Source organism: Burkholderia sp. BCC1993, assembly GCF_905339865.1.
GTDB lineage: Bacteria > Pseudomonadota > Gammaproteobacteria > Burkholderiales > Burkholderiaceae > Burkholderia.
In genome coordinates, this window is record NZ_CAJPGZ010000009.1 from 179,050 (window position 1) to 204,094 (window position 25,045).

23 protein-coding genes are annotated in these 25,045 nt (G+C 68.6%); 15 read left to right on the top strand and 8 right to left on the bottom strand.

Features of this window, described 5'->3' with window-relative positions:
• Positions 1-14 precede the first annotated feature (14 nt).
• The gene (locus tag U4Y91_RS16935; protein WP_321805994.1) at positions 15-797 is read right to left on the bottom strand and encodes a crotonase/enoyl-CoA hydratase family protein; all 783 of its coding nucleotides are present in this window, start codon (positions 795-797) and stop codon (positions 15-17) included.
• 134 nt (positions 798-931) lie between these two features.
• Between U4Y91_RS16935 and U4Y91_RS16940 the strand changes: the two genes are divergently transcribed.
• The 4 genes from U4Y91_RS16940 to U4Y91_RS16955 all read left to right on the top strand — a co-directional run bounded on the left by U4Y91_RS16940 (position 932) and on the right by U4Y91_RS16955 (position 3,593).
• The gene (locus U4Y91_RS16940; protein ID WP_321805995.1) at positions 932-1,696 is read left to right on the top strand and encodes an IclR family transcriptional regulator; all 765 of its coding nucleotides are present in this window, start codon (positions 932-934) and stop codon (positions 1,694-1,696) included.
• Between the two features lie 207 nt (positions 1,697-1,903).
• Positions 1,904-2,956 (top strand): CaiB/BaiF CoA-transferase family protein, encoded by a 1,053-nt coding sequence (locus U4Y91_RS16945; protein WP_321805996.1) that lies wholly within the window; start codon positions 1,904-1,906, stop codon positions 2,954-2,956.
• 117 nt (positions 2,957-3,073) lie between these two features.
• Positions 3,074-3,322 (top strand): type II toxin-antitoxin system Phd/YefM family antitoxin, encoded by a 249-nt coding sequence (locus U4Y91_RS16950; protein ID WP_124529169.1) that lies wholly within the window; start codon positions 3,074-3,076, stop codon positions 3,320-3,322.
• Positions 3,312-3,593: a type II toxin-antitoxin system RelE/ParE family toxin gene (locus tag U4Y91_RS16955; RefSeq protein ID WP_321805997.1), complete on the top strand. Its 282-nt coding sequence runs from the start codon at positions 3,312-3,314 to the stop codon at positions 3,591-3,593. The genes U4Y91_RS16950 and U4Y91_RS16955 overlap by 11 nt, the downstream gene beginning before the upstream one ends.
• A 64-nt stretch (positions 3,594-3,657) precedes the next feature.
• Here U4Y91_RS16955 and U4Y91_RS16960 read toward each other — a convergent pair whose 3' ends face one another.
• A complete protein-coding gene (locus tag U4Y91_RS16960) occupies positions 3,658-4,101 on the bottom strand; it encodes a PaaI family thioesterase (RefSeq protein WP_059467287.1) in 444 nt (147 codons plus the stop codon).
• 269 nt (positions 4,102-4,370) lie between these two features.
• Between U4Y91_RS16960 and U4Y91_RS16965 the strand changes: the two genes are divergently transcribed.
• Positions 4,371-5,999 carry a methyl-accepting chemotaxis protein gene (locus U4Y91_RS16965; protein WP_321805998.1) on the top strand — a complete coding sequence of 543 codons (1,629 nt, stop codon included), beginning with the start codon at positions 4,371-4,373 and terminating at the stop codon, positions 5,997-5,999.
• On the opposite strand, the gene U4Y91_RS16970 is transcribed toward U4Y91_RS16965, so the two are convergent.
• Positions 5,972-7,081 carry an AGE family epimerase/isomerase gene (locus tag U4Y91_RS16970; RefSeq protein ID WP_321805999.1) on the bottom strand — a complete coding sequence of 370 codons (1,110 nt, stop codon included), beginning with the start codon at positions 7,079-7,081 and terminating at the stop codon, positions 5,972-5,974. The genes U4Y91_RS16965 and U4Y91_RS16970 overlap by 28 nt on opposite strands.
• A gap of 114 nt (positions 7,082-7,195) precedes the next feature.
• Between U4Y91_RS16970 and U4Y91_RS16975 the strand changes: the two genes are divergently transcribed.
• The 6 genes from U4Y91_RS16975 to U4Y91_RS17000 all read left to right on the top strand — a co-directional run bounded on the left by U4Y91_RS16975 (position 7,196) and on the right by U4Y91_RS17000 (position 11,398).
• Positions 7,196-7,894 carry an MgtC/SapB family protein gene (locus U4Y91_RS16975; RefSeq protein WP_321806000.1) on the top strand — a complete coding sequence of 233 codons (699 nt, stop codon included), beginning with the start codon at positions 7,196-7,198 and terminating at the stop codon, positions 7,892-7,894.
• A 104-nt stretch (positions 7,895-7,998) separates the two neighbouring features.
• Positions 7,999-9,462, top strand: coding sequence for a flagellar hook-length control protein FliK (locus U4Y91_RS16980; RefSeq protein ID WP_321806001.1), 1,464 nt, complete (start codon positions 7,999-8,001; stop codon positions 9,460-9,462).
• Between the two features lie 175 nt (positions 9,463-9,637).
• Complete coding sequence (locus U4Y91_RS16985) at positions 9,638-9,793, top strand: hypothetical protein (RefSeq protein ID WP_321806002.1); 156 nt, start codon at positions 9,638-9,640, stop codon at positions 9,791-9,793.
• Positions 9,794-9,968: 175 nt separating this feature from the next.
• A complete protein-coding gene (locus U4Y91_RS16990) occupies positions 9,969-10,448 on the top strand; it encodes a GNAT family N-acetyltransferase (RefSeq protein ID WP_321806136.1) in 480 nt (159 codons plus the stop codon).
• A gap of 226 nt (positions 10,449-10,674) precedes the next feature.
• On the top strand, positions 10,675-11,160 hold the full coding sequence (locus tag U4Y91_RS16995) for a tlde1 domain-containing protein (RefSeq protein ID WP_321806003.1): 486 nt from the start codon (positions 10,675-10,677) through the stop codon (positions 11,158-11,160).
• Position 11,161: 1 nt separating this feature from the next.
• Positions 11,162-11,398, top strand: coding sequence for a hypothetical protein (locus tag U4Y91_RS17000; protein WP_321806004.1), 237 nt, complete (start codon positions 11,162-11,164; stop codon positions 11,396-11,398).
• A 61-nt stretch (positions 11,399-11,459) separates the two neighbouring features.
• Here the strand turns inward: U4Y91_RS17000 and U4Y91_RS17005 are convergent, their stop codons facing one another.
• From U4Y91_RS17005 to U4Y91_RS17015, 3 genes are all read right to left on the bottom strand, one after another.
• Entirely contained in the window at positions 11,460-14,306 is a 2,847-nt protein-coding gene (locus tag U4Y91_RS17005; protein ID WP_321806005.1) for a heavy metal translocating P-type ATPase, read from the bottom strand.
• Positions 14,307-14,520: 214 nt separating this feature from the next.
• A complete protein-coding gene (locus tag U4Y91_RS17010) occupies positions 14,521-14,844 on the bottom strand; it encodes a type II toxin-antitoxin system HicB family antitoxin (protein WP_321806006.1) in 324 nt (107 codons plus the stop codon).
• A complete protein-coding gene (locus tag U4Y91_RS17015) occupies positions 14,841-15,092 on the bottom strand; it encodes a toxin HicA (RefSeq protein ID WP_321806007.1) in 252 nt (83 codons plus the stop codon). The genes U4Y91_RS17010 and U4Y91_RS17015 overlap by 4 nt, the downstream gene beginning before the upstream one ends.
• Before the next feature lie 305 nt (positions 15,093-15,397).
• Here U4Y91_RS17015 and U4Y91_RS17020 point away from each other — a divergent pair, with 305 nt between their 5' ends.
• Both U4Y91_RS17020 and U4Y91_RS17025 read left to right on the top strand, forming a co-directional pair.
• Positions 15,398-16,837, top strand: coding sequence for a DUF1254 domain-containing protein (locus U4Y91_RS17020; protein WP_321806008.1), 1,440 nt, complete (start codon positions 15,398-15,400; stop codon positions 16,835-16,837).
• A gap of 152 nt (positions 16,838-16,989) precedes the next feature.
• Positions 16,990-20,787, top strand: coding sequence for a DUF748 domain-containing protein (locus U4Y91_RS17025; RefSeq protein WP_321806009.1), 3,798 nt, complete (start codon positions 16,990-16,992; stop codon positions 20,785-20,787).
• Positions 20,788-20,852: 65 nt separating this feature from the next.
• Here the strand turns inward: U4Y91_RS17025 and U4Y91_RS17030 are convergent, their stop codons facing one another.
• Complete coding sequence (locus U4Y91_RS17030; RefSeq protein WP_321806010.1) at positions 20,853-21,074, bottom strand: hypothetical protein; 222 nt, start codon at positions 21,072-21,074, stop codon at positions 20,853-20,855.
• Between the two features lie 303 nt (positions 21,075-21,377).
• Between U4Y91_RS17030 and U4Y91_RS17035 the strand changes: the two genes are divergently transcribed.
• Complete coding sequence (locus U4Y91_RS17035; RefSeq protein ID WP_321806011.1) at positions 21,378-23,054, top strand: alkaline phosphatase family protein; 1,677 nt, start codon at positions 21,378-21,380, stop codon at positions 23,052-23,054.
• A 79-nt stretch (positions 23,055-23,133) separates the two neighbouring features.
• Here U4Y91_RS17035 and U4Y91_RS17040 read toward each other — a convergent pair whose 3' ends face one another.
• A complete protein-coding gene (locus U4Y91_RS17040; protein ID WP_321806012.1) occupies positions 23,134-24,030 on the bottom strand; it encodes a LysR family transcriptional regulator in 897 nt (298 codons plus the stop codon).
• A gap of 162 nt (positions 24,031-24,192) precedes the next feature.
• Here U4Y91_RS17040 and U4Y91_RS17045 point away from each other — a divergent pair, with 162 nt between their 5' ends.
• Positions 24,193-25,044: an ABC transporter permease gene (locus tag U4Y91_RS17045; protein WP_321806013.1), complete on the top strand. Its 852-nt coding sequence runs from the start codon at positions 24,193-24,195 to the stop codon at positions 25,042-25,044.
• The last annotated feature ends 1 nt before the right edge of the window (position 25,045 follow it).

A 25,045-nucleotide genomic window follows, 5' to 3' on the forward strand; every position in this document is an offset into this window, starting at 1 on the left:
GAAGCGCCGCGGGTTCAGTCGCGCGCGGCGAACAGCGCTTCGACGGCCGCGCGGTGTTCGGGCGTTGCATGGGCGAATGCCTGGTACGACGCGGACAGGTCGAGCAGCGTGTCGAGGCTCGCGTGCCGGCCTTCGCGCAGCAGCCGCTTGGTCAGGCGCAGTGCGGTGCCCGGATGGCGCGCGATGCGCGCGGCGAGCGCGTGCGCGTGGGCCAGCAGTTCGCCGTCGGAGACGACGCGCGACACCAGCCCGTGGCGCAGCGCCGTTTGCGCGTCCACCGCGTCGCCCGTGAACGACATCTCGGCGGCGACGGCCGCGCCGACGATCTGCGGCAGGAACCACGCGCCGCCGTCGCCCGGCACGAGGCCGAGCGCGATGAAGCTTTCCGCGAAGCGCGCGCTGTCGGCGGCGATGCGGATGTCGCACATGCAAGCAAGGTCGGTACCGGCGCCGATGGCCGGGCCGTTGATCGCCGCGATGGCCGGCACTTCGAGTTGCTGGAACGCGTGCGCGAGGCGCTGGATGCCGCGGCGATAGCCGGTGCGGATCGCCGCGAGGTCATGCAGGTCCGACTCGGCGAGCGCACGCATCGCCTTCACGTTGCCGCCCGACGAAAACACGGCGCCGGCGCCGGTCAGGACCAGCACGCGAATCGACTCGTCGCGGTTCGCATCGTCGCAGCACGCGACCAGTGCATCGATCGCATCGGTGTCCGAAATGGCGTTGCGCGTTTCGGGACGGTTCATCGTGACGGTCAGGATCGGTCCCTGCCGTTCACGGATCAGAAAGGCTGACATGGTGTCTCCGTATGTTCTGTACCGCGGGGCTTCACGCCGCGGGCCGAAGCCTAGTATCGTCACGACGGTTGGCGGCGGGAAATTCCGTTCCACATATGTGGAAGGGGCCGCCGTGACGGGCGCGGAGGGGCGGGATGAGCGGAAACGTGGTCAAGAGCGCGGCGCGCGTGTTCGAGGTACTGGAGTTGTTCAGCGAACTGCAGCGGCCGCTGAGCGTGCGCGAGATCGCCACGCGCTGCCGCTATCCCGGGTCGAGCGCGGCGGCGTTGCTGACCAGCATGAAGGTGCTCGGCTACCTGTCGTATGACGAACGGACGCACGCGTATGCGCCGACGGCGCGGCTCGTCAATCTCGGCGAAGCGCTCGTCGATTCGGCGGCGGGCAGCCGCCGGTACTGGCACGCCGTGGCGAAACGGCTGGCGGCCGGCACGCGGGAGGCCGTCGTGATCGCGGTGCAGAGCGACCTGTACGTGCAGTACATCGACGCCGTCGCGGGCGCGCACCGGATTCCGGTCCAGTTCTATGCGCCGATCGGCACGCGTCGCGAGATCTGCATGTCGGGGCTCGGCTGGGCGCTGCTGAGCCTGCAGCCGGACAGCACGATTCGCCGGCTCGTGGCGCGCAGCATCCGGCGCATCGGAAGGTCGGGCAGGACGATCGACGAGGACGTCGTGCTGGACAAGGTCGAAGAGACGCGCCGGCTCGGCTATTCGTATTCGGCGCATACGGTGACGCAAGGCGCGGCGATGATCTCGATGGTGATCGCCGACGGCTGGAACGGCATGCCGCTCGCGATCGGCGTCGCCGGGCCGGTCGAGCGGATCGAAGAACATCGCGACGCGATCGTGCTCGCGATGCGCGACGCGCTGGCCGAGCGCATGGACGAAGCGGTCGGCTAGTCGTGCGGCTGCTCGTGTGGCGATGCGTCCGCATGCGGCGGCCTCCGCCGGCATCGGGCGTGCGGCGGCGGGTGGTCATCCGGTGTCGACGCGAACCTCGCGTATCGGCCGTCTTGCCGTCGGCGCCGCGAGCGGCGCGCACGTTCGCATAGAATCGGAGCGTCGTTTCGTTTCGCCCCTGTCCGGTTGCATTCCCGCGAGGTCGCCATGTCATTGAACGCGCCGCTTTCCGGCGTCCATATCGTCGAATTCGAAGGCCTCGGCCCCGGCCCGCTCGCGGGCTGGATGCTCGCCGGGATGGGGGCGCGCATCACGCTGATCGCGCGTCCGGCGGGCCGCACCAGCGCACCGGACGCGCTGCAGGGCCGCGACGGCGACCTGCTGCGCGAAGGCAAGACGATCGTCGAACTCGATCTGAAGAACCCGGCCGGTCGCGACGTGGCGCTCGCGCTGATCGCGCAGGCCGACGCACTGATCGAGGGCCTGCGTCCCGGCGTGATGGAACGCCTCGGCCTCGGGCCCGACGATTGCGCGCGCCACAACCCGAAGCTCGTGTATGGACGGATGACCGGCTGGGGCCAGGACGGACCGCTCGCGACGGCCGCCGGGCACGACCTGAACTACGTCGCGCTGACGGGGCTGCTGTCGCTGTCCGCGCCGCGCGACGGCCGGCCCGGTGTGCCGCCGACCGTCGTCGGCGATGCGGGCGGCGCGCTCGGGCTCGCGTTCGGGATCGTCTGCGCGATGTTCGACGTGCGCGGCGGTGGCCCGGGGCGCGTGGTCGACGGCGCGATCGTCGACATCGTGTCGATGCTCGGCTCGCTCGCGTTGTGGGCACGCGCGAACGGGCAGCTCGACGGCGCGCAGCCGAGCCTCTTCCACGATGCGCCTTTCTACGACGTGTATCGCTGCGCGGACGGCGAATGCGTGACGATCGGCGCGCTCGAGCCGCCGTTCTATGCGTTGCTGGTCGAGCGGCTCGGGCTCACCGACGTCGATCCGGCGTCGCAGTACGATCGCGCGCGCTGGCCGGCGCTGAAGGCGCGCTTTGCCGAGGTGTTCGCGCAACAGCCGTCCGCGCACTGGCGCGCGCTGCTCGAAGGGACGGACGCGTGCTTCGCGCCGGTGCTGAGCGTGGCCGAAGCGGCGGTGCATCCGCACAATGCGGCGCGCGGGATCTATCGAACTGACGAGAACGGGAACGTGCGGGCGCGCGTGGCGCCGCGTTTTTTGCCGCTGGCGGGCGACGGGGCCGAGTAGCGCGTCGAACCTGACGGTTCGGGAGCAAATCTGGTGTGGTCAGTAGGGCATTCAGGATAGAGCTAAATTTGGTGCTAAATAAGGTACAGTAAAAATTCAGTCAAACCAGGAGCGAGCATGCCCCACACCATTCTGGCCAGCGTGACGGCGAGCGTTTCGGAGCTGAAGCGGAACCCGATGGGAACCGTGGCGGCGGGCGAGGGCTTCCCGGTCGCGATCCTGAATCACAACGAACCCGCGTTCTACTGCATCCCGGCGAAGACATGGGAGGCGATGGTCGAACGTCTCGAAGATATTGAAGACAACGCGCTCGCCGATTCACGCGCCAAGGGGAAAGTCGTCAAGGTCAACCTGAATGACCTTTGAACTCGCCTTTCTCGAACCTGCATTGAAGGAGTGGAAGAAGCTCGATCGCACCGTTCGCGATCAGTTCAAGGCGAGAATTGCCGAACGGCTCGAAAATCCTCGGATTCCTTCGGCGAAACCGCACGGTCATCCGGACCGCTACAAGATCAAGCTGCGCAGTGTCGGCTATCGCCTCGTGTACGAAGTGCGCGAGGCGGAGGTCGTGGTGCTGGTGGTCGCTGTGGGGCGTCGCGAGCGCGATGCCGTCTATCTTGCTGCGATGAAACGCTAGCGCGACACGCGCTGCGGTTTCGGCGTTTCGCGGCTTATCTCATCGAGCCGGTCGGCGGCGCCGCTTACGCCGTTTCCTCCGGCGCATCCGGCATCTTGCCGTCGCCGACGCGGTTGATCGTGCCTTGCGCGATCGCGACGAGCCGTTCGTGATCGCCGTCGATGACGAACACATGACACTGGCAGGTCGCCTGGTGCCGGCCCGCGTAGACGACCTTCGCCCGCGCAACGAGCGTGCCGTTCACGGCCGGCCGCAGGTAGTTGATCTTGTATTCGGCGGTGATGACGCGCGGGCCGAGCACCAGCGCGCCGGCGAACGTCAGCGCGTTGTCGGCGAGATAGCCGATCACGCCGCCGTGCACGAAGCCGTGCTGCTGCCGCAGTTCTTCCCGCACGGGCAGGCACAGCGACACTTCGTTGTCGCCGATATGCATCAGCTCCGTGCCCAGCAGCATGCTGAACGGTTGCGCGCGCAATGCGCCGCGCGCGTGGTCCGTGATGTCCGTCATCGACTTCCCCAATGCGTGTCCGCTTGCGCTGAACTCTAGGAAGGGGGCCGCGGATAAGCAAGGAAATTCGTCCGCATTTCGCGCAGATGCCGGCGCGATGCGACGTGATGATTGCGTCGAACGCGCGCGTTGTCCTCGTTTGCCGGCGATTCGACGGGAATGGCGGTGACCGGCCGGGCGCCGCTCGCCGCATGTTCCTAAAGTCCGGCGAAGAAATGCCGCTAATGCCGGGGCATTGCTCCATCGTCGGCTCTCCAGGAATCTCCCCCATGTTCGGAAAAATCAAGCTCGCGTCGGGTCTGCTCGGCGTGTTGACCGTGTTTTGCCTCTTTCTGTTCGCGATCGAGGCGCTCGGCTTCTGGGCGCTCGCGTCGACGCGCAGCGGCGTCGACGATCTGTCGAACGTCGCGATCGCGCAGGTCGACGCGGCCAGCCAGGCGACCGAGCGCCTGCTCGACGCCCGCGTGAACCTGTCGCGCGCCGGCACGCGGATGGTCCGCGGCGGCCCGAAGCCCGACGAGATCATCCGCCATGCCAGCGCTTCGCTCGGCGAAGCGGACAAGGCGTTCGCCGCGCTGACGGCCGCACCGGCCGTCGACGCAACGAACCGCGCACGCGTTGCGGCGCTCGCCGAGCGCTATCGCGCGCTGCGCGGCGCGCTGGGCGAACTCGTGCAGTTCCTCGACGCCGACAACATCCAGGCGTTCCTCGACCAGCCGACCCAAGGCTTCCAGGACGCGTACCTCGCCGAACTGCACCGCTTCGCCGACTACGGCGGCGCGTCGAGCCGCGACGCGCTCGCCACGATCGACAGCGGGATGCAGTGGTTCAAGTGGGTCGGCATCGTGCTGCTGGTGGCGATGTTCGCGGCAAGCGCGGCCATCTACGCGGCCGCGCGGCGCGCGGTCGTCGCGCCGCTGGACGAAGCCGGCCGCCATTTCGAGCGGATCGCGCAGGGCCGGCTCGACGAGGCCGTGCGGGCGGGCGGCGTGTTCGAGATCGACCGGATGCTGCGCGGCCTCGCCGCGATGCAGGCGAGCATCGCGGACACCGTGCGCACCGTGCGTCACGCGTCCGACGCGATCCACCTCGGCGCGGGCGAGATCGCCGGCGGCAACGCGGACCTGTCCGCGCGCACGGGCACGCAGGCCGCGTCGCTCGAGGAAACCGCCGCGAGCATGGAGGAACTGACCGCGACCGTGCGCCAGAACACCGACAGCGCACGTGCGGCCAGCGCGCTGGCCGACGCGGCGCTCGACGCGACGCGCCACGGCGGCGGCGTGGTCGACAGCGTGATCGACCGGATGCGCGGCATCGCGCAGAGCTCCGGGCGGATCGCGGAGATCATTTCGGTGATCGACGGCATCGCCTTCCAGACCAACATCCTCGCGCTGAACGCGGCGGTCGAAGCCGCGCGGGCCGGCGAGCAGGGCCGCGGCTTCGCGGTGGTCGCGGGCGAAGTGCGCTCGCTCGCGCAGCGCAGCGCGCAATCGGCGAAGGAGATCAAGGCGCTGATCGAGGAGTCGGTCGCGCAGATCGACGGCGGCTCGGAACTCGTCGAGCGGGCCGGCGACGCGATGCGGACGGTCTCGGCGTCGATCACGCGGGTCGTGCAGACGATGTCGGAGATCACGGCCGCGTCGGTCGAGCAGAGCGTCGGTATCGAGCAGGTCAACCAGGCCGTCACGCAGATGGACCAGCTGACGCAGCAGAACGCGGCACTGGTGGAGGAAGTCGCGGCGGCGGCCGCGTCGCTGAACGACCAGACCGCGCACCTGATGCAGGCGGTGTCGGTGTTCGAACTGGGCGACGCGCGCGCGGCTCGCGGGGTTCGCGACGAGCGCAGGTCGCCGTCGCCTGCCGACGCCGGTTACGAAGCGGCGGGCAGCGCCGCGTAAGCGGTCGCGAGGTGGTAGGGCGTCGTCGACGGCATGTCGGCGCGCGACACCTGCCCGTCGGCCGTCTTGCACTCGAACCAGCCGCGCGGATGCAGGAAGCGCGCGGCGAAGCGCTCGATCTGCTGCGCGAGCGGCGCGGACGCCGGCGTGCCGCCGTGCGTCGCGAGCGCGCGCAGGTATTCGGTCTGCGCCCAGATCCGCTGCGTGCCGTCGAGGCATGCGCCTCGTGCGTCGAGCGCCGCGCACACGGCGCCCGTCTGCGGATCGACACCGTGCTGCTCGGCGAACGCGAACGCGCGCGCGAGTGCGTCGGGCAGCCCGGTTTGCGCGAGACGCGCGCCGGCCGCGTCGACCAGATAAAACCACTCGAACTGATGACCGGGCTCGAAGCGGTTGTCGGCCGCCCCGAGCGGCAGCTCGGCGACGCAGCCGGTCGCGGTATCGACGAACGTGCGTTCGACGGCCTGCGCGGTGCGCGCGAGCGCATCGTCGAACGCCGCGTCGCCGAACGCATCGGCGGCCGCGAGCCACGCTTCGGTCAGGTGCATCAGCGGGTTCTGCAGCGCGCCGCTGCCCGACGACGAGAAATCGGCGTGACGCGCGGCGTCGAGCAGCGCATCGCCCGGCTGCGGCGCGAAGCGGTCCTGGATCAGCGCGGCGGTGTCCTCGGCGGCCGTGCGCGCCGCGGCGTCGCCCGACGCCGCATGCCATGCGGCACACGCGAACACGACGAACGCATGCGTATAGAGGTCCTTGGTCGTGTCGAGCGGCGCGCCTTGCGCATCGACGCTGTAGAACCAGCCGCCGTGGCGCGGGTCGCGGAAGCGGCTACATAGCGAGTCGAACAGCGTGGTCGCGTGCGCGATGTTGCCGGCCTGCGCGAACACGAACAGCTGCCGCGCGCAGGCCATGGCGCGATAACGGGTGACGGGCAGCGGTGCATGGGTGGCCGGATCGACGGCCTCGAACGGTAGCCGCAGCGTGTGGTCGAACCCTGAACCCTGCCAGATCGGCAAGACGACGTGCGCGAAATGACGGCGCAACTGGGCGGCCTGGGCGGAAGCGGAGTCGGAAACGGACATGACGGGGTTATGCGCTTGGATCGAAACGTGTCGGCGCGGCCCGGAGGATCGGCGCGGCCGGGGCCAAGGATAAAACATTCCGCGCGGCCGACGCCAAAAAAGGAGAGAAATCGGATGCTCGGCAACCTGGAACTCGTGATGCGGCTGGTTCTCGCGGCTGCGCTCGGCAGCGTCATCGGCATCGAGCGCGAGCGCCTTTCCTGGGCGGCCGGCCTGCGCACGCACATGCTGGTCTGTGTCGGCTCGACGCTCATCATGATCGTGTCGGCATTCGGTTTCGCCGATGTGCTGGGCAGCAGCGACCACGTCGTGCTCGATCCGTCGCGGATCGCCGCGCAGGTGGTATCGGGGATCGGTTTCCTCGGCGCGGGCTCGATCCTGCTGCGCGGCGAGATCGTGCGCGGGCTGACGACGGCCGCGAGCCTGTGGTCGGTCGCCGCGATCGGCCTCGCGGTGGGCGGCGGCCTGTACGTCGCGGCGATTGCCGCGACGATCATCATCCTGATCATCCTGGCCGGCATCAAGCCGCTCGAGCGGCGCTACTTCACGGTGCGGCAGCGGCGCCAGCTCGCGCTGACGGTGGTGAGCGGCGCGCTGACGTTCGATTCGCTGCACGCGGCGCTCGGCCCCGACAGCGCGCGCGTGAAGCAATTCATCGTGCAGCGCGCCGACGACACGGGCGAGCACGACGAGGTGCGCATCGCGCTCGGGCGCGTGTCGGATCTCGAATACCGCGCGATCTGCGCCAAGCTGCGCGGGCTGTCGTGCGTGACGCGATTCGAGCAAGGCGGCGGGTTGCCGGGCGACGAATAGACGGCATCCGATCAGCCGGATCGGCGATCGGTCATGCGACAATGGCCGGTCACTGATTCCGTTCGACCTTCGGTTCCGCGCTCGCGGGCCTGCAATCCGACTCCATGACCGAATCCGTTTCCGTGCCTCGCTCCCGTTCCCGCTCCGACCGTTCATCGGCCCGTTCGCGCCCGCGTTCCGTCGCGGCCGCGGCAGACACCGCCGCCAAGGCAACTGCGCGGTCCGGCAACGCGGGCGGCGATGCGCCGCGGGACGAACACACACTCGACCTGTTCGGCGATCCGGTGCGCGAGCCGGCTGCGCGTGCGCCGGCCATCTCGCGTGATGACGCGATGGCGGACGCCGAGACGGTGGCCGACGTTGCGGACGGCGCGGACGCCGCTCGGCAGGCGACGCTGGACGGATTCGCCACGGCGGGCGCCGCTGCCGGTGCGGTCGAGCCGGCTTCCGACGTCGCGACGGCGACGGAGTCTGCTTCGACGCGTGGAAACGGCGACGCGGTCGATGCCGATGTCGTGCCTGTGCCCGATGCCGACACGACGAAGCCCGGCGGGGCGCGGCTGTCCGATGGTGGCGCCGCGCGCGCAGCCGGTGAGCCGGCAACCGACGGCGGCCAGGTGAAGGCCGGCAGCGTGTCGGAAGCCGGCGGCGCGGCCGGGACGAAGGCCGATCGTTCGACCGCGAATGCCGACGCGGTGGGTGGTGCGGTCGATACGGTCATCGCCGATCGTCTCGTGACAGCAGGCGGCGAGGCCGAAGGTGCCGCCGTGTCGGTCACACACGATGACGCGGCGCGGGCGCCCGGCGAGACCACGAAGGGGCGTCGTGGATCCTCCGGCGGCAAGCGACGTGCGACTGCCGGCACGCGCGAAGCGGCAGCGCCAGCGGTGCGTAGTGCGCCGGGAGCAGCGGCTGTCGGCGCCGGGGCGGAGGTGCAGCACACTGCGCCGGCCGCAGAACCCCAGGCGACCGCAGAACCGCAGGCGACCGCAGAACCCCAGGCGCCCGCCGAACCGCAAGCGACCGCCGAACCGGCCGAACCCGTCGCTGCTGCAATTGCCGCGAGCGCCCGTGATGCTGCGCGAGCAGCCGCAGCGCCGGCCGCGCCGGTCGTGCAGCCGGTAGCGTCCGCGGCGTCGTTCGTGACGAAGCCGTCGGCGGATCGCGCGCAACCGGCCGCGTCGAGCGGGCCAGCCTTCGATCCCGACACGCATCTGCGCCCGCTGTCGGATCGGCTCGCCATCCTGCAGGCCGAGACGGCCAGCATGAAGCAGGCGGCCGATCGCGAGATGCGTCGCGTCAACCGGCTGCTGCTGGCGCTGGCGATCGTCGTGTTCGCGGGGCTCACCGCACTGGCGCTGCAAACACGGCAGATTGCGCACCTGAAGCAGGAACTGGACGCCCGGCAACAGCGGATCGATCGGCTGGCTGCCGATCTGTCGACGCAGCAGGCAACGCTGATGACCCTCGCGGAACACCACGAAGCGATGCTGTCACAGGTCGACCGGCTGCAGCGCAATGCGAACCATGAGGCGGCGGCCGCGAAGCGCGCGCGTCGAACGCACTAAATCGTCCGACCCTACCTGCAAACCCCGGCCTGGCAAGGCGCGTCGCGGGAGACCGTCCGTCGACGGTGGCACGGGTGCGGCAAACTGATGCGGTGCGCTGGCAGAGTTCAGGGAAAACCCTTAGAATGGAGTCCATCTAAGGGAAAACCCTAGAGTCATCTGTCAGGAGTCTCACGTGAGCTTCATTCTTGCCCTGCTGCAAAAGATCGACGACCTGCTCGTCTCCCCGCACCTGCCGCTCGACGCGGAATATTCGTACGCTGCGCGTCGCGCCGAAGCCGAGCGCGTGCGTCGTGCGAACCTCGTGCCGATCGTCCTGTACCGTCGCTGATTCGCTGATTCGCTGATTCGCTGATTCGCTGATTCGCTGATTCGCTGATTCGCTGATTCGCTGATTCGGCGCGGCGCTGGCCGCAACTGCCTGCCCGCTTTCCGCCGTCGCATCGCGCGCCGGTGTGACCGTCCCGCTACACTGGAAGTCCGACTTCCCTCGCGACACCCGGGCCATGCTGCAGATGCGGCCGATGACGGCCGGTGAATTCCACGCATACCGCACGCGCGCCATCGACGGCTACGCGCGCGATCTCGTGTCATCCGGGCAGAATGCGGCCGACGACGCGGCGAGCCGCGCCCGCGCCTGTTTCGATACGCTGCTGTCTGACGGCCTGCTCACTTCCGGCCAGACACTCGTCCAGCTGATCGACGCCACCAGCGGCGAGACGGTCGGCGATCTCTGGTACGCGATCGTGCCCGAAGGGCCGAACCGCACGCTGTTCATCTACGACCTCGACATCGTCCCGTCCCGGCGCCGCCAGGGCTGGGCCACACGCGCGCTCGATGCGCTGGAGGCCGAGGCGCGCCGCCATGGCGTCACCGAGATCGGGCTGTCGGTGTTCAATCACAACACGGCTGCCCGTGCGCTGTATCGGGCGTGCGGCTTCGCGCCGATCACGACGACGCTGATCAAGCCGGTCGTCTCGGGCTAACGACGAAGATTCGACACTGCAGGCGCAACGTTTGCGTTTCGACACGATTTCACGTAAGCGCACGCGTGGGCCGTGGCGCGCTCTGGATGGGCCCGCGAGTCCGATTTGGCCTTTTGAACGCGGGGCGCTCCAACCGGCATGGCAACCGAAATCCAGTGTGGATCCTATGATGAGCGGGCCAACAATTTGGCGTACTCATATCGTGAACAAACGAGGATCACACGCGATGGAGAACAGGTACGCTGCCGAACATGGTATTCCGACCATACCCGCGTGCGCCCGCGCTTCGATTTCACTCCGATTCGATGGCCGTTTTTTGGTCATGACGGGGAGTGCAACGGGGATATATCCTGCGGTTTCCGGCCGTCCGGATAATCGCGGCAATTTCGATTATTCGAGCGCTCGCCAGCAGATCGAAAATGTCGGGCCAATACCATCCGGCCGATACTGGATTCAGCCTTCCCAGATGTGGACGAATCGCTGGTACAACCTTGCTTCACGCGCAGCATGGGGCGATCACCGACTGACCATTCATGTCATGCCCGGAACCCGAGCGTTCGGTCGCGGTGGATTCTTCATCCATGGTGGCACGAACGCGGGATCCGCCGGATGCATCAATCTTCATTCCGGAATGGAAAATTTCGTTCGAGACATCGAGGCGGCGACGAAGGACGCGCCCGAGTGCTACGTCCCACTGACGATTCAATACTGACATGCGAAAACGCCCATTGCATATCTTGATTGGTGTGACGCTGCTGATTTCGATCCTGCTCGTCTTTGCGTTCAACGCGATCAATCTCAATGAGGCGTACGGCGACGGACCACCCTACTACGCGCGGACGACCAATATGGACAAGTGGACGAATCCGCTTCCGTTGCTGGGTATTGTCGATGGCGCAATGTTGGTCGCGATCGGCGCGTATTGTTTCTGGATTCGTCGAAGCCGTTGAATCCTGCGTGCGGCGGCAAGCGTGCGGGTTGCGGTCCCGCCCGTTTTCGCGCCGCGCCGCCTCATCGCGCCCGCCCTTTCCATCTCCTCAGCAGCAACGCGTTCGTCACGACGCTGACGCTGGAAAACGCCATCGCCGCCCCCGCGATCACCGGATTCAACCAGCCGAGCGCCGCGAGCGGCACGCCGATCAGGTTGTAGACGAACGCCCAGAACAGGTTCTGCTGGATCTTCCGGTACGTCCGCTTCGAGATGTCGATCGCATCGGCGACGAGCGCCGGGTCGCCGCGCATCAGCGTGATGCCGGCCGTGTGCATCGCGACGTCGGTGCCGGTGGCCATCGCGATGCCGACATCGGCCGCGGCGAGCGCGGGCGCGTCGTTGATCCCGTCGCCGACCATCGCGACGATTCCGCCGTGCGTACGCTTCAGTTCGGCCACCACGCGTGCCTTGTCGTCGGGCAGCACCTGCGCATGCACTTCGCCGATCCCGAGCGACGCCGCGACGGCCGCCGCGCTGCCGCGGTTGTCGCCCGTCACGAGCACGCTCGCGACGCCCCGTGCCGACAGGGCCGCGACCGCGTCGCGCGCGCCGGGCTTCACGGTGTCGCCGAACGCGATCAGCGCGAGCAACGCACGCGGCGCATCGGCGCGCATCAGCCACGAAATCGTGTTGCCCGCGCGTTCGAGTTCCGCGGCGCGCGCGTCGAGTTCGGGCGGCACGACGATGCCGAGTTCATCGCGCCAGCGGGTGCTGCCGAGCGCGAGAAGCTGCCCGTCGACGCGCGCTTCGACGCCGCGTCCGGCCACCGCGCGCGCATCGGCCGCGACGACCGCGGCCGACCCCGCGCCGCCGCCGCGGGCCATGCGGTCCGCATCGTGTGCGGCGACCACCGCGCGCGCGAGCGGGTGATCGCTTTGCCGCTGGACCGCGGCCGCGAGTGCGAGCGCCTGCTCACGCGGGATGCCGACAGCGTCGAACGCCGTCACGGACGGTTTGCCTTCGGTCAGCGTGCCGGTCTTGTCGAACGCGATCACGGTGGTGCGCTGCGCGAGTTCGAGCGCCTGGGCGTCCTTGATCAGCACGCCGTGGCGGGCCGCGACGCCGGTGCCGGCCATGATTGCCGCGGGCGTCGCGAGGCCGAGCGCGCACGGGCACGCGATGACGAGCACCGCGACCGCGTTGAGGATCGCCGTTTCGGTGCCGGCGCCGGCGATCAGCCAGCCGATCAGCGTCAGCACGGCGATGCCGAGGATCGCCGGCACGAACACTTCGCTGACGCGATCGACGAGCCGCTGGATCGGCGCTTTCTCCGCCTGGGCGGATTCGACGAGGCGGATGATGCGCGCGAGCGTCGTTTCCGCGCCGATCGCGGTGGTTTCGACGACGAGCGCGCCTTCGCCGTTGATCGACCCAGCCGTGACCGGATCGCCGTCGTCCTTCGGCACCGGCAGGCTTTCACCGGTGATCAGCGATTCGTCGACGTGCGAGCGGCCCGACACGATCCGGCCGTCGACGGGCACACGCTCGCCGGGACGGATGCTGACGGTCGTGCCGACGCGCACCTGCGCCAGCGGCACGTCGCGTTCGACGCCGTGCTCGACGACGCGCGCACGGTCCGGACGCAGCGCGTTCAGCGCGCGGATTGCCTCGGTCGTCTGGCGTTTCGCGCGCGCTTCGAGCCATTTGCCGAAGCGCACCAGCGTGACGATGACGGCCGATGCCTCGAAATACAGGTGGCCGGGGTGCGCGGGGTCGCGCAGCAGCATCCACAGGCTCAGGCCGAACGCGGCCGACGTGCCGAGTGCGACGAGCAGGTCCATGTTGCCCGTGCGTGCCTTCACCGCATGCCAGGCGGCGCGGTAGAAGCGCGCGCCGAAGCCGAACTGGACGATCGACGCGAGCACGAGCTGCAGCCAGCCGGGCAGCATCGCGTCGAAACCGAACGGCGCGACGAGCATCGGCACGACGAGCGGCGCGCTCAGCACGGCCGAGCCGATCACGAGATTGCGCTCGCGGATCGCTTCGCGTTGCTTGCGAGCGTCGGGGGCTTGCGCGGCGGCGCCGGTGCCGTCGCGGGCGGTGGCGTCGGTCGAAGCGCCCGCGTCCGGCGCGGCGGCGAGCGACGCCTGGTAGCCGGCCGTCGTGACCGCCGCGATCAGCGTGGCGGCGTCGAGCACGCCGGTGCCATGCACCGATGCGCGTTCGGTCGCGAGATTGACCGACGCATGCGTGACGCCCGGCACCTTCTCCAGCGCCTTTTCGACGCGCGACACGCACGACGCGCAGGTCATCCCGTCGATGGCGAGTTCGAGGCTGGCGGATGCCGCAGGCGCGGACGGGGCAGGGAGGGCGGCGGTATCCGGTGCGAGCGGCGTCGCACCGTAGCCGGCCTGCCTGACGGCATCCGCCAGTTGCGACGCGGAAACGTCCGCTGCGGCGTCGACCGTCGCGCGTTCGGTCGCGAGGTTGACCGTTGCGCGCGTGACGCCCGGCACTTTCGCGAGCGCTTTCTCCACACGCGACACGCACGACGCGCAGGTCATGCCGTCGATATCGAGTTCGATCGTGGCGGCGGTTGCGGTGGCGGGCGATGCCGTTGCCGTTACCGGCGGCGCCTCGACGCGCGTCGCGTGCCCCGCGTGCGCGGCCGCCACGGCTTCGCCCGTCGCTTCGCGCACGGTAGCGCGATAGCCGGCGGCGCCGACCGCATCGACGAGTTGCGCCGGCTCGACCGCATCATGCGCGGTGACAGTGGCCGCATGCGCGTCCAGATCGACCGCGGCCTCGACGACGCCCGGCACCGCAGCCAGCGCACGTTGCACACGGCCGGTGCAGCCGCCGCAATGCATGCCGTCGACGGTCAGTTCGACCGTTTGCAGGGCTGCGGAGGCGAGTGGTTCAGTCATGTCGGATTCCCCAAGAGCGCGGATCGAGCCGCGAATGATGTCAGTATCAACATTCCCATGGTGGGAAGGTCAAGGGGGGTGACGATTCGGCGCAGGGACGTGAAAAGCGGCTCGGTGTTACCGATACGTCATGAGGTGTCGGGGCGCGAAAAAAGCAATGCCCGGGGTCCGGACGGAATGCCCGCCATTCACGCATGCGCCATCGACCGCGTGATCATGCGCAGAGCTTGGCACTCGCAAGACGGTTCAGGCTGACGCCCTGCTCCGCAGCCTGGATGACCAGTGCCCGGTGCGCCTGCGGCGGGATGCGGACCTTGAATTCGCCGCTGTAGGTCCGATCGGCGATCGGTTCGGGGACTTTTTCTCCATTCGCCGTCATGTCGCGCACGACGTCGGCGACCAGCCGGCGAACGCCGGCCAGCGCGCCTTCCGGCGTCTGGTCGAGCCACGACAGGGAAGGGAATTCCGCACAGAGGCCGACGTGCTCCCCGTCCTCCGGGGACCACGTTACGCGATACGTAAAGTGGTCTTGGGTCATGATTTCTGTTCCTTCAGTCGGTCGATCGCATCGAGCACCTGCCGGACCTGATAGGCCTTTGCCTTCCCGCGATCGTTCTGGATATTGACCCGCGGATCGCCTTGCCACGGTGTCTTGAAAATGGCATGGCTCGAACCGGATTGGCGGGCCTGACCGAAGTGTGCCTCGCAGACCTTCCGCAGATCGTTGAATCGCACATTCGCCGGCTCACACCTCATTTGGTCGAGGATCTTCCATTCGTTTGCCATGACGAAATGGTGTCAATAATGACACCATAAGTCAAGCTGGACGAAAGCGTGATGGAGACCGGCCGGCTCGTCGATGCTGCGTCGATTCCGGCCGATCCCGGCGGCGGCCGGGACCGTCGATGCCGCAACTACCGCTGCGCCCGTTATTCGGCATATAGGGGGATGCCCTTAGGCGCTATGATACCGGCCTGACATCAGCGTCCGCCTGGCGAAGCGGCGACCGGGCAGGCTGGGGTGCCTTGCCTTCGCCGATCGTGAGTCGAACAAGGCGTTGACTGACAAGAACGATATTCGGCCAGTACTCAATGATTGAAAACCTACGAGAATCAATTTCTCTGCGGCGCGCGGCAGGCGCGTCGCTGGCCCTGGCGGCGCTGCTGGCGGGATGCGCGTCGCAACCGGATGCGATCCAGCGGAAAACCGGCTGGATGCGCGCCGAAGTGGCCGACTCTTATGTATACGCGTATCCGCTCGTGCTGATGGACGTCGCGAAGGAAGCCGCGACGGGCGGCGACGGCGCGCAGCCGGGCCAGGCGCCGCTCAACACGCTGCGTCACGCGCAGGCGCTGCCGCCCGTCGGCGCGCTCAACCCGCCGCTGCCGGGCGTCGACACGCTCGACTCGACCGGCTGGCTCGACGTCGGCGCCGAGCCAGTGATCGTGACGCTGCCGGACGCCCGCGGCCGTTACTGGGATGCCCGCGCGCTCGACATGTGGACGAACGTGCTGTGGTCGGCGTCGAGCGTGGCGGCGCGTGGCGCTCGCGGCGCCGTGCGATCGCAAACGATTGCCTTCGCCGCGAAGGACTGGCAGGGCACGCTGCCGAAGGGCGCATTGCGGATCGACGTGCCGTCGGCCAACGCGTGGCTCGAAGTGCGGCTGCAGACGAGCGGCGGGCGCGACCTCACGAACGTGAAGAAACTGCAGCGGGCGATCCGCGTGGTGCCGCTGTCCGTCTATACGGGCAGCGCGCGCGGCGCGTCGGTTGCGGTCCATGCGGGCAGCGCGCCGTCGGAAGCGGCGAGCGGCGGCACGCCGGCCGAGCAGGTGGCCGCGCTCGACCCGAAGGCGTTCTTCACGCGCTTCGCGCAGGCGCTGCAGGACAACCCGGCACCGGCCGACGATGCGCACGCGCAGGAACAGCTGAACGACATCGGCGTGACGGCCGGCTACCCGGTGCTGTGGACGGGCGATCGCCTGAACGCCGCGACGGCCGGCGTCGCCGAGGCGCGCGCGCGGCTCGCGACGCCGCCGTCGAACCTGCTGAACGCGAACGGCTGGAGCTGGATCGGCGACACGGCCGGCAAGTACGGCCAGGACTACGCGCTGCGCGCGTACGCGGCCTACACGCAGTTCGGCACCGCGACGCGCGACGACGAGACGCTCGCGTTCGTGCGCATCGACAGCGACGGCCATGCGCTGAACGGCGCGAACCGCTACGTGCTGCACTTCGCGCCGGGCGCGCTGCCGCCGGTGCACGGGTTCTGGACGCTCACGCCGTACGCGACGAACGGTGCGCTGCCCGACGTCGGCTCGGCGCGCCGCTCGCTCGGCGACCGCGACCGGTTGCGCCGCAACCACGACGGCTCGATCGACGTGGTCGTGTCGGCTTCGCCGGGCGGCACGCATGCGGCCAACTGGCTGCCGGCGCCGCGCACCGATTTCGCGCTCGCGCTGCGGCTGTACGCCCCGAAGCCGCAAGCGAGCGACGGCTCGTGGATGCCGCCCGTCGTCGTCCGAAAATGAACCGACGGGCGCCGCCGCTGTCCGATCCGCGGGCGCGGCGGCCGCGCCCGAACGTCGTTCCGTCACCACCTGAGCCTATACTTTCGGGATAGCGTGCACGGCTGTGCCGGTTTTCCGGCGCGGCCCCGCATCCATTCCCGAGGCATCCCAGCATGGCAAGCGCAGACAAAGAAACCGTACCCTCTACCCTCCATGCCCTCGGCGGCGTTGCACGCTCGCGCCGGACCCGGCGTATCGGCCTCGGCGTGCTGATCTTCCTCGTTTTATTCGGACTGCTCGGGTTCTTCGCGGCGCCGCCGCTGATCCGCCACATCGCCGAACAGCAACTGAGCCAGCAGCTCGGCCGGCCGTCCACGGTCCAGCGCGTCGCGCTGAACCCGTACACGCTGAACCTCGAAGCCGACGGCGTGCACGTCGGCGAGCGCGGCGGCCAGGGCGACTTCATCGACATCGGCAAGCTCGTCGTCAGGCCGTCGTGGTCGTCGCTGTTCCGCGGCGCACCGATCGTCAACGAAGTGCGCGTCGACTCGCCGCGCTTCCATATCATCCGTTACGACGCGCAGCGCTTCAACTTCACCGACCTGATCGAGAAGTTCTCGACGCCGTCCAAACCTGAAAGCAAGCCGACACTTTTCTCGGTGTCGAACATCCAGGTCAACGACGGCCGGATCGACTTCGACGACCGCCTGCTGAACGAAAAGCACGTGGTCGACAACTGGACGCTCGGCATTCCGTTCATCGCGACGCTGCCGTCGAAGACCGACATCTTCGTGCAGCCGAAGCTGCGCGCGCGGTTCGACGGCAGCCCGATCGCGATCGACGGTAGGACGAAGCCGTTCGCGCAGTCGCGCGAGTCGGAAGTCGCGCTGACGTTCGACCGGCTCGACGTGCCGAAGCTGATTTCGTACGCGCCGGCGAAGCTGCCGGTGATCGTCACGAGCGGCCTCCTGAGCAGCGACCTGAAGCTGAACTTCGTGATGAGCGGCGACACGCCCGCGCTGCGCGTGTCGGGCACCGTCGATCTCAACGACGCGAAGGTGACCGACCGCGCGTCCGCGCCGCTGTTCGCCGCGCGCGGCGTGCACGTCGCGGCCGCCGGCCTCGAGCCGCTGCGCAACGTGCTGCATTTCGACGAGATCCGGCTCGACCAGCCGGTCGTCGACCTGGCGCGCGACAAGCAGGGCGTGCTGAACGTCGAGAAGCTCGCCGGCCAGCCGTCTGCCGCGCCGAAGGCGGCCGCTGCTGCATCGGGTGCCACTGCATCGAGCGAAGCCGCCGCCGTCGCCGCCGCGAGCGGCGCGAAGGCCGAATCCGTCGCGAAGGAAGCGCCGCCGCTCGATCTGACGATCCGTCATTTCGCGATCGGCGGCGGCACGATCAACGTCGACGACCGCGTGCCGGCGACGCCGACCGCGCTGTCGCTGACGAAGCTGGCCGCGACGCTCGACGGCTTCACGCTGCAGGGCAAGACGCCCGCGAAATACACGCTGTCGACGTCGCTGTCGCGTGGCGGCGACCTGAAGGCCGACGGCGCGTTCAGCCTGGCGGCGAAGCAGGCCGACACGAAGCTGACGGTCGATGCGCTCGCGCTGCCGGCGCTGCAGCCGTATCTCGGCGAGGCGACCCGCGCGCGCGTGCTCGACGGCACGCTCGGCGCGAGCGTCAACGCGAAGGCCGACTGGGGCAAGACGCCGCTCGACGCGCAGGTCGCCGACAGCACGGTGAGCCTGAAGTCGCTGAAGCTCGCGACGCCGGACGCGAAGGCGCCCGCGATCGTGCTGCCCGACGCGAGCGCGAAGATCGCGAAGGTCGACGTGGCCGCGCGCACCGCGGAAATCGCGAGCGTCGACGCGACCGGGCTCGCGCTCGACGTGAAGCGCCTGAAGGACGGCAAGATCGACCTGGCGGCGCTGGCCGAACCCGCGCAGGCGGCGGTGCCCAGGCGCACGGTCGCGCGCAAGGCCGAGGCGGCCGCGCCGTCGTGGCATTACCGGATCGACGCGCTGAACGTGAAGGAATCGTCCGCGAACTTCACGGACCTGTCGACGCCGCGCCCGGTGAAGCTCGCGATCAAGCCGCTCGACCTGTCGGTGCAGAAGATCAGCGACGACCTGACGAAGCCGCTGCCGGTGCAGCTGAAGGCGACGCTGAACCGCAAGGGCTCGGTGAACGTGTCGGGCGACGTGACCGCGCAGCCGCTGAAGCTCGGCCTGAAGATCAACGGCAACCGCGTCGACGCGGCCGCGTTCGAGCCGTACTTCGGCAGCGCGCTGAACGCTACCATCGCGAGCGCGCTGCTCAACGCGCAGGGCAACCTGACGTTCGCGCAGGTGAAGGACACGCCGCGCGCGACCTATCGAGGCGATGTCGCGCTGGTCGACGTGCGGATGCTCGACAAGGCGACGTCCGACCCGTTCGCCGGCTGGCGCTCGCTCGCGCTGTCGAACCTGAAGGTGAACCACGACGAGAAGGGCACCGACGTCGACGCCGCGCGCGTGACGTTCTCGAACTTCTACGGCCGCGTGCTGCTCGATGCGCAGGGGCGGCTGAACCTGAAGGACGTCGTCGCGAAGGAGACGGGCCCCGCGCAGTCGCTGACGCGCGACGCGAGCAAGCCCGAACCGGTGCCGCTGTCGCCGGGCATGACGCCGCCGGCCGCCGCGCAGGCCGGGGCGGCCGCGGCCGCGCAGCAGGCGTTGGCGCCGGCCGCCGCATCGGCGACGGTCGTCGTGAAGGCCGCGCCGCCGCCGCAGAATCCGGTGCGCATGCATTTCGGCGAGCTCCTGCTGCAGGACGGCCGCGTGACCTACACCGACAACTTCATCAAGCCGAACTACACGGCGAACCTGGTCGCGATCAAGGGGACGGTCGGCGCGTTCGGCACCGACTCGACGACGTCCGCGCCGGTCGACGTCGCCGCGAACCTCGCGGGCAACGGCCCGATCTCGATCAAGGGCTCGGTGAACCCGCTGATCGACAAGCCCGCGCTGGATCTCACGGCGACCGCGCACGACATCGAGCTGACCAACCTGACGCCGTATTCGGCGAAGTACGCCGGCTACCCGATCACGAAGGGCAAGCTCAACGTCGACCTGCACTACCAGCTCGCGAACGACCAGTTGCAGGCGAACAACCACATCTTCATCGACCAGCTCACGTTCGGCGATCACGTCGAAAACGACACGGCGACCAAGCTGCCGGTGAAGCTCGCGATCTCGCTCCTGAAGAACACGCGCGGCCAGATCGACGTGAACCTGCCGGTGTCGGGCTCGCTGTCGAATCCGGAGTTCAGCGTCGGCGGGCTGATCTGGCGCGCGGTGCTGAACCTGATCGCCAAGGCGGTCACGTCGCCGTTCACGCTGCTCGCGAATGCGTTCGGCGGCAGCGGCGGCGAGGATCTCGGCTACGTCGAGTTCGCGCCGGGCGCGTACGAGCTGACCGACGCGCAGCAGAAGAAGCTCGATACCGTCGTGAAGATGCTGACCGAGAAGCCGTCGATCCGGCTGGACCTGATCGGCCGCGTCGATCCCGCGAAGGACACGCCGGGGCTGCGCGACGCGTACGTCGAACGGCTGGTCCGCCAGCAGAAGCTGAAGGACGTGGTCGGTCAGGGCGAGAGCATCGATCCGATGTCGGTGAAGGTCGAACCGGCCGAGTACACCAAGTACCTGACGCGCGCGTACAAGGACGCCGACTTCAAGAAGCCGCGCAACCTGATCGGCCTGCAGAAGACGCTGCCCGATGCGGACATGAAGCAGGCGCTCGCCGATCACGCGCCGGCCGACGACAACGCGCTGCGCACGCTCGCGCAGCAGCGCGCGCAGGCCGTGCGCCAGTACCTCGACGGCAAGATCGATGCGAGCCGCATGTTCGTCGTGGCGCCGAAGCTCGATGCGAAGGGCATCGAGGACAAGGGCGCGACGACGCGCGTCGATTTCGGCCTGCAGTAAGCGTTACACCCTCATCCGCCGCCGCCGCGTCCGATCGGCAATCGGGCGCGGCGGCGCGCTTCCCGTCAGCGCCCCTCGATCGCCGGTTCGCGCTTGTCCAGTTCCTTCCGCGCGGCCAGCGGCAGGCGCGCATCGTCCCAATGCGTGAGCCATTCGACTTCCTTCGCGGTGAACACCTGGCCGTAGTTGCGCAACGCGTACTGCAGCGCGTCGACGACGTGGTGGCGAATGATTTCGGGGGTGCGTGCATCGTCCAGCACGAACCGGAGAGCTTCCAGGGTCGACATACTCGTGCTCCGGGTCAGGGAAAACCCTTTATCACACGCCAATAGTCATACGCCAAGCGCGAAAAAAATTCGCGCGGCGGGCGACGGCGCGCCCCGTGCACCGACCCGGTGCGAACCGCGGACGCACACGTCGCAGCGCGCGCCGGGTCGCTTTCTTTTGCGACCGCGTCGTGTCACTTGCGATTGGTTACGTTTGACAGAAAACAGAAAGCCCCGCTTCACGCGAGCGCCCCACGGCGCGGCGATATTTTGCGCGCCTGATGGCAGGTCACGCAGTTCAACGTCAATCGATGAGGTGGGGTGATGATTTCCAGGTTCGCTAAGCAACGAAAAATGGCGGTGATGGTGGCGGGCGCGCTGGCGCTCGCAAGCGCCGGCGCCTACGCGGCGCAGCAGGACGGCAACAGCCAGGGCAGCGACGCCGGCCACGGCCGGCGCGTCGTGAAGCACGTGCTGCTGATCAGCGTCGACGGCCTGCACGAGCAGGATCTCGCGCGCTGCATCGGCGCCAACACGTGTCCGAACCTCGCCGTGCTCGCACAAAGCGGCGTCACGTACACGAACGCCTATACGCCCGGCCTGTCGGACTCGTTCCCGGGGCTCGCCGCGCTCGTGACGGGCGGCTCGCCGAAGACGGCCGGCCTGTTCTACGACGTGTCGTACGACCGCAACCTGTACGCGCCGAGCGACACGACCTGCTCGGGCAAGCAGGGCTGGAACGTCGTGTTCGACGAGACGACCGGCATCGATGCGCTCAACGGCGGTGCGCTCGTGCACCTCGACGGCGGCGGCGCATTCAACCCGCAGGCGATTCCGCATGCGAAAGTCGGCGGCCAGTGCGTGCCGGTCTATCCGCACAACTACGTGAAGACCAACACGGTGTTCGAGGCCGTCAAGGCCGGCGTGCCGAACGCCTACACCGCGTGGGCGGACAAGCACGCGTGGGGCTACGACTGGCTGAACGGCCCGTCGGGCACCGGCGTCGACGATCTGATGCGCACCGAGATCAACTCGATCGACCCGGCGACGAACACGGCCTACACCGACGTCTATTCGCACACGGCGCGCTTCGACAACCTGCACGTGCAGGCGCTGGTCAACCAGATCGACGGCCGCGATTCGACGGGCACGAAGAACGCGCCGGTGCCGACGCTGTTCGGCGCCAACTTCCAGACGCTGAGCGTCGCGCAGAAGGCGCCGGTCGCGAAGGGCGGCGGCTACCTCGACGCGAACTTCACGCCGAACGGCCAGGTCGCGAACGCGATCACGTACGTCGACAACTCGATCGGCCGCATCGTCGCCGAACTGAAGCAGCGCAACCTGTACACGTCGACGGCCGTGATCGTCACGGCGAAGCACGGCCAGTCGCCGACCGATCACACGAAGCTCGTGAAGAACGGCGACACGCTGACGAAGCTGCTCGAAGCGAACGACTATCTCGACCCGAACGGCAACTTCGGCCAGAACAACACGACGACGGGCAACCTGAACGACGGCTCGGGCCTCGTCGGCACGGGCTTCGTGCAGACCGACGACGTCGGCCTGATCTGGCTGCGCGACCGCAGCCAGCGCACGGCCGTGGTGCAGACGCTGAAGGCGAACCTCGGCTGCAACGCGCCGGGGATCTGTGCCGACGGTGCGCAGGCATCCATCCTGTACGGCGCGGCGCTGGCCGACCGGTTCGGCGATCCGGCCAACGGCCGCACGCCGGACATCATCGTCCAGCCGAATCCGGGCGTGATCTACACGTCGAGCACGAAGAAGGACGAGGAACACGGCGGCAACGCGCCGGACGACAGCCACCTCGGCCTGCTCGTGTCGTACCCGGGCCTCCATCGTGCGCGTACCGTGAGCGATGTGGTCGGCACGAAGCAGGTCGCGCCGACGATCCTCGGGCTGCTCGGCGCCGAACCGAAGCTGCTGCACGCGGTCGTGGCCGAGAACACGCACGTGCTGCCGGGGCTCGGCATCGACCACTGACGCAACGGCACGGACGGCACGGCGCCGCGCTGCGGGCGCTGCCGTGCCGCCCGGGCGTGCCCGGCCATGTCGGGCACGCTCAGCGCTCCGCGCATGCGCCGAGGATCCATTCCCTGAAGCGCCGCAACGCGGCGCTCGTCTCCAGGCGCTCCGGCGCATAGCACAGGTAGTGCCCCTGCGCGTCGACGTCGACGGGCGCGTCGAACGGTTCGACGAGCGCGCCGCTCGCGAGCGTGTCGGCGATCAGGAAGCGCGGCACGAGCGCGAGCCCGAGCCCGGCTTGCGCGGCCTGGATCAGCACCGAATACTGTTCGAAGCGCGGCCCGGCCAGCGCGTTCATCCGGGCGACGCGATGGCGCTCCGCCCAGAGGGACCATGCGAGCTCCGCCTGCTCGTGCACGAGCCGGGGCGCGGCGGCCGTGTCGGCGGGCGTGTGCAGCGCATGTCGCGCCGCGAATTCGCGGGAACAGACCGGCACGAACGTGCGGCCGTCCAGGTAATCGCAACGGACGCCTTCCCATGCGCCGTCGCCATAGCGTATCGCCGCGTCGAGTCCGAACGGAAACACGTCGCCGTGCGCGAGATGGCGGCGAAAACTCAGCGTGACGTCCGGCGCGCCGGCCAGAAAGCGCGCGAGGCGCGGCACCAGCCACTTCGTCGTGAAGGTCGGCACGCTTGCGATCGTCAGCAGGTCGCTGTCCTCGCGCGCGCTCAGCAATTCGATCGACGCGTTGCCGATCTCGCGCAGCGGGCCGATCACGCGTGCGTGATAAACCTGCCCGGCCCGCGTGAGCGCGAGATTGCGCCCCTCGCGTACGAACAGCTTCACCCCGAACAGCGTCTCGAGATTCGCGATCTGCCGGCTGACTGCGCTCGGCGTCAGGCCGAGCTCGCGCGCCGCATACGAGAAGTTCAGGTACTTCACGGAAGTCGCGAACGCGTGCAGCTCCGCAACGTTGGGAAACAGGTGCTTCACGGCGAACTATTCCTTGCGCGCACAGATCGATGCGGGCGTTGTACGTTTTTTTCATGACGATGCCATGTCGGATCCGCACACTGCGGCCGTCATCACAACGCGTGCCGGCCCTGCCCGGCGGGCGTTGCGTGACCCGTTCCGTGTCCGTCAGCGAGATTCGCCATGCATCCGCCAGCCGCTCCGGCCCTTGCTGAAGCTATTCCGATTCGTCGTAACAAACGGCCGCGCGCGATGGCGGGACGCCTGCTGCTGCAGGCGCTCGTCGCGGTCTTCGGGCTGTACCTCGCGTTGCCGATCGTGTTGCTGCTGATCGGCTCGGTCGGCCAGTCGTGGACGAACACGCTGCTGCCGACCGGCATCACGTCGCACTGGTTCGCGGATCTGGCCGCGAACCGCAGCTTTACCCGCGCATTCGGCACGAGCCTCGTCGTCGCGCTCGCCTGCTGCGCGATCAATGCCGTGCTGGCGCTGCCGCTCGCCTATGCGCTGCATCACCGCGCACTGGCCGGCCGCGGCTTCGCGGCGCGCATCGTGATGCTGATGCCGATCGCGGTGCCGGCGCTGACACTCGGGTTCGGCTACATCGCGATCTTCAGTGGCGATGCGCTGCCGTGGCTCGGCACGCTGCCGCTGATGATTGCCGCGCACGCGGTGCTGACGCTGCCGTACCTGCTGCAGACGCTGCTGAGCGACCTGCGCCACCTGGGGCTCGCGCATCTCGAGGCGTGTGCGGCGACGCTCGGCGCGACGCCGCTGCGCCAGTTCTTCACGGTCGTGCTGCCGAACCTGCGGCACAGCCTGTTTTCCGGCCTCGTGATGGTCGCCGCGCTGTCGATCGGCGAATTCCAGATCTCGAACCTGATCGCGGGCTTCCGTTACCGCAACTATCCGATCGTGCTGCTGCAGGCGTTCTACGGCGCGTCCGGGATGGCCTGCGCGGCGACCGTCGTGCTGCTCGTCCTTGCCGTGCTCGCGACGCTCGCCTCCGTCCTCACCGTGCAACGCCTGAAGTGAA

What these genes read in the sequence shown, in the direction of transcription:
- U4Y91_RS16980 (WP_321806001.1), top strand. Translation starts at nt 7,999, where the DNA reads ATGACCGAATCCGTTTCCGTGCCTCGCTCCCGTTCCCGCTCCGACCGT.
- U4Y91_RS16975 (WP_321806000.1), top strand. Translation starts at nt 7,196, where the DNA reads ATGCTCGGCAACCTGGAACTCGTGATGCGGCTGGTTCTCGCGGCTGCG.
- U4Y91_RS16945 (WP_321805996.1), top strand. Translation starts at nt 1,904, where the DNA reads ATGTCATTGAACGCGCCGCTTTCCGGCGTCCATATCGTCGAATTCGAA.
- U4Y91_RS17020 (WP_321806008.1), top strand. Translation starts at nt 15,398, where the DNA reads ATGATTGAAAACCTACGAGAATCAATTTCTCTGCGGCGCGCGGCAGGC.
- U4Y91_RS17035 (WP_321806011.1), top strand. Translation starts at nt 21,378, where the DNA reads ATGATTTCCAGGTTCGCTAAGCAACGAAAAATGGCGGTGATGGTGGCG.
- U4Y91_RS16940 (WP_321805995.1), top strand. Translation starts at nt 932, where the DNA reads ATGAGCGGAAACGTGGTCAAGAGCGCGGCGCGCGTGTTCGAGGTACTG.
- U4Y91_RS17000 (WP_321806004.1), top strand. Translation starts at nt 11,162, where the DNA reads ATGCGAAAACGCCCATTGCATATCTTGATTGGTGTGACGCTGCTGATT.
- U4Y91_RS17015 (WP_321806007.1), bottom strand. Translation starts at nt 15,092, where the DNA reads ATGGCAAACGAATGGAAGATCCTCGACCAAATGAGGTGTGAGCCGGCG.
- U4Y91_RS17030 (WP_321806010.1), bottom strand. Translation starts at nt 21,074, where the DNA reads ATGTCGACCCTGGAAGCTCTCCGGTTCGTGCTGGACGATGCACGCACC.
- U4Y91_RS16990 (WP_321806136.1), top strand. Translation starts at nt 9,969, where the DNA reads ATGCTGCAGATGCGGCCGATGACGGCCGGTGAATTCCACGCATACCGC.
- U4Y91_RS16995 (WP_321806003.1), top strand. Translation starts at nt 10,675, where the DNA reads ATGGAGAACAGGTACGCTGCCGAACATGGTATTCCGACCATACCCGCG.
- U4Y91_RS16950 (WP_124529169.1), top strand. Translation starts at nt 3,074, where the DNA reads ATGCCCCACACCATTCTGGCCAGCGTGACGGCGAGCGTTTCGGAGCTG.
- U4Y91_RS17025 (WP_321806009.1), top strand. Translation starts at nt 16,990, where the DNA reads ATGGCAAGCGCAGACAAAGAAACCGTACCCTCTACCCTCCATGCCCTC.
- U4Y91_RS16955 (WP_321805997.1), top strand. Translation starts at nt 3,312, where the DNA reads ATGACCTTTGAACTCGCCTTTCTCGAACCTGCATTGAAGGAGTGGAAG.
- U4Y91_RS17045 (WP_321806013.1), top strand. Translation starts at nt 24,193, where the DNA reads ATGCATCCGCCAGCCGCTCCGGCCCTTGCTGAAGCTATTCCGATTCGT.
- U4Y91_RS17010 (WP_321806006.1), bottom strand. Translation starts at nt 14,844, where the DNA reads ATGACCCAAGACCACTTTACGTATCGCGTAACGTGGTCCCCGGAGGAC.
- U4Y91_RS16965 (WP_321805998.1), top strand. Translation starts at nt 4,371, where the DNA reads ATGTTCGGAAAAATCAAGCTCGCGTCGGGTCTGCTCGGCGTGTTGACC.
- U4Y91_RS16935 (WP_321805994.1), bottom strand. Translation starts at nt 797, where the DNA reads ATGTCAGCCTTTCTGATCCGTGAACGGCAGGGACCGATCCTGACCGTC.
- U4Y91_RS16970 (WP_321805999.1), bottom strand. Translation starts at nt 7,081, where the DNA reads ATGTCCGTTTCCGACTCCGCTTCCGCCCAGGCCGCCCAGTTGCGCCGT.
- U4Y91_RS17005 (WP_321806005.1), bottom strand. Translation starts at nt 14,306, where the DNA reads ATGACTGAACCACTCGCCTCCGCAGCCCTGCAAACGGTCGAACTGACC.
- U4Y91_RS16960 (WP_059467287.1), bottom strand. Translation starts at nt 4,101, where the DNA reads ATGACGGACATCACGGACCACGCGCGCGGCGCATTGCGCGCGCAACCG.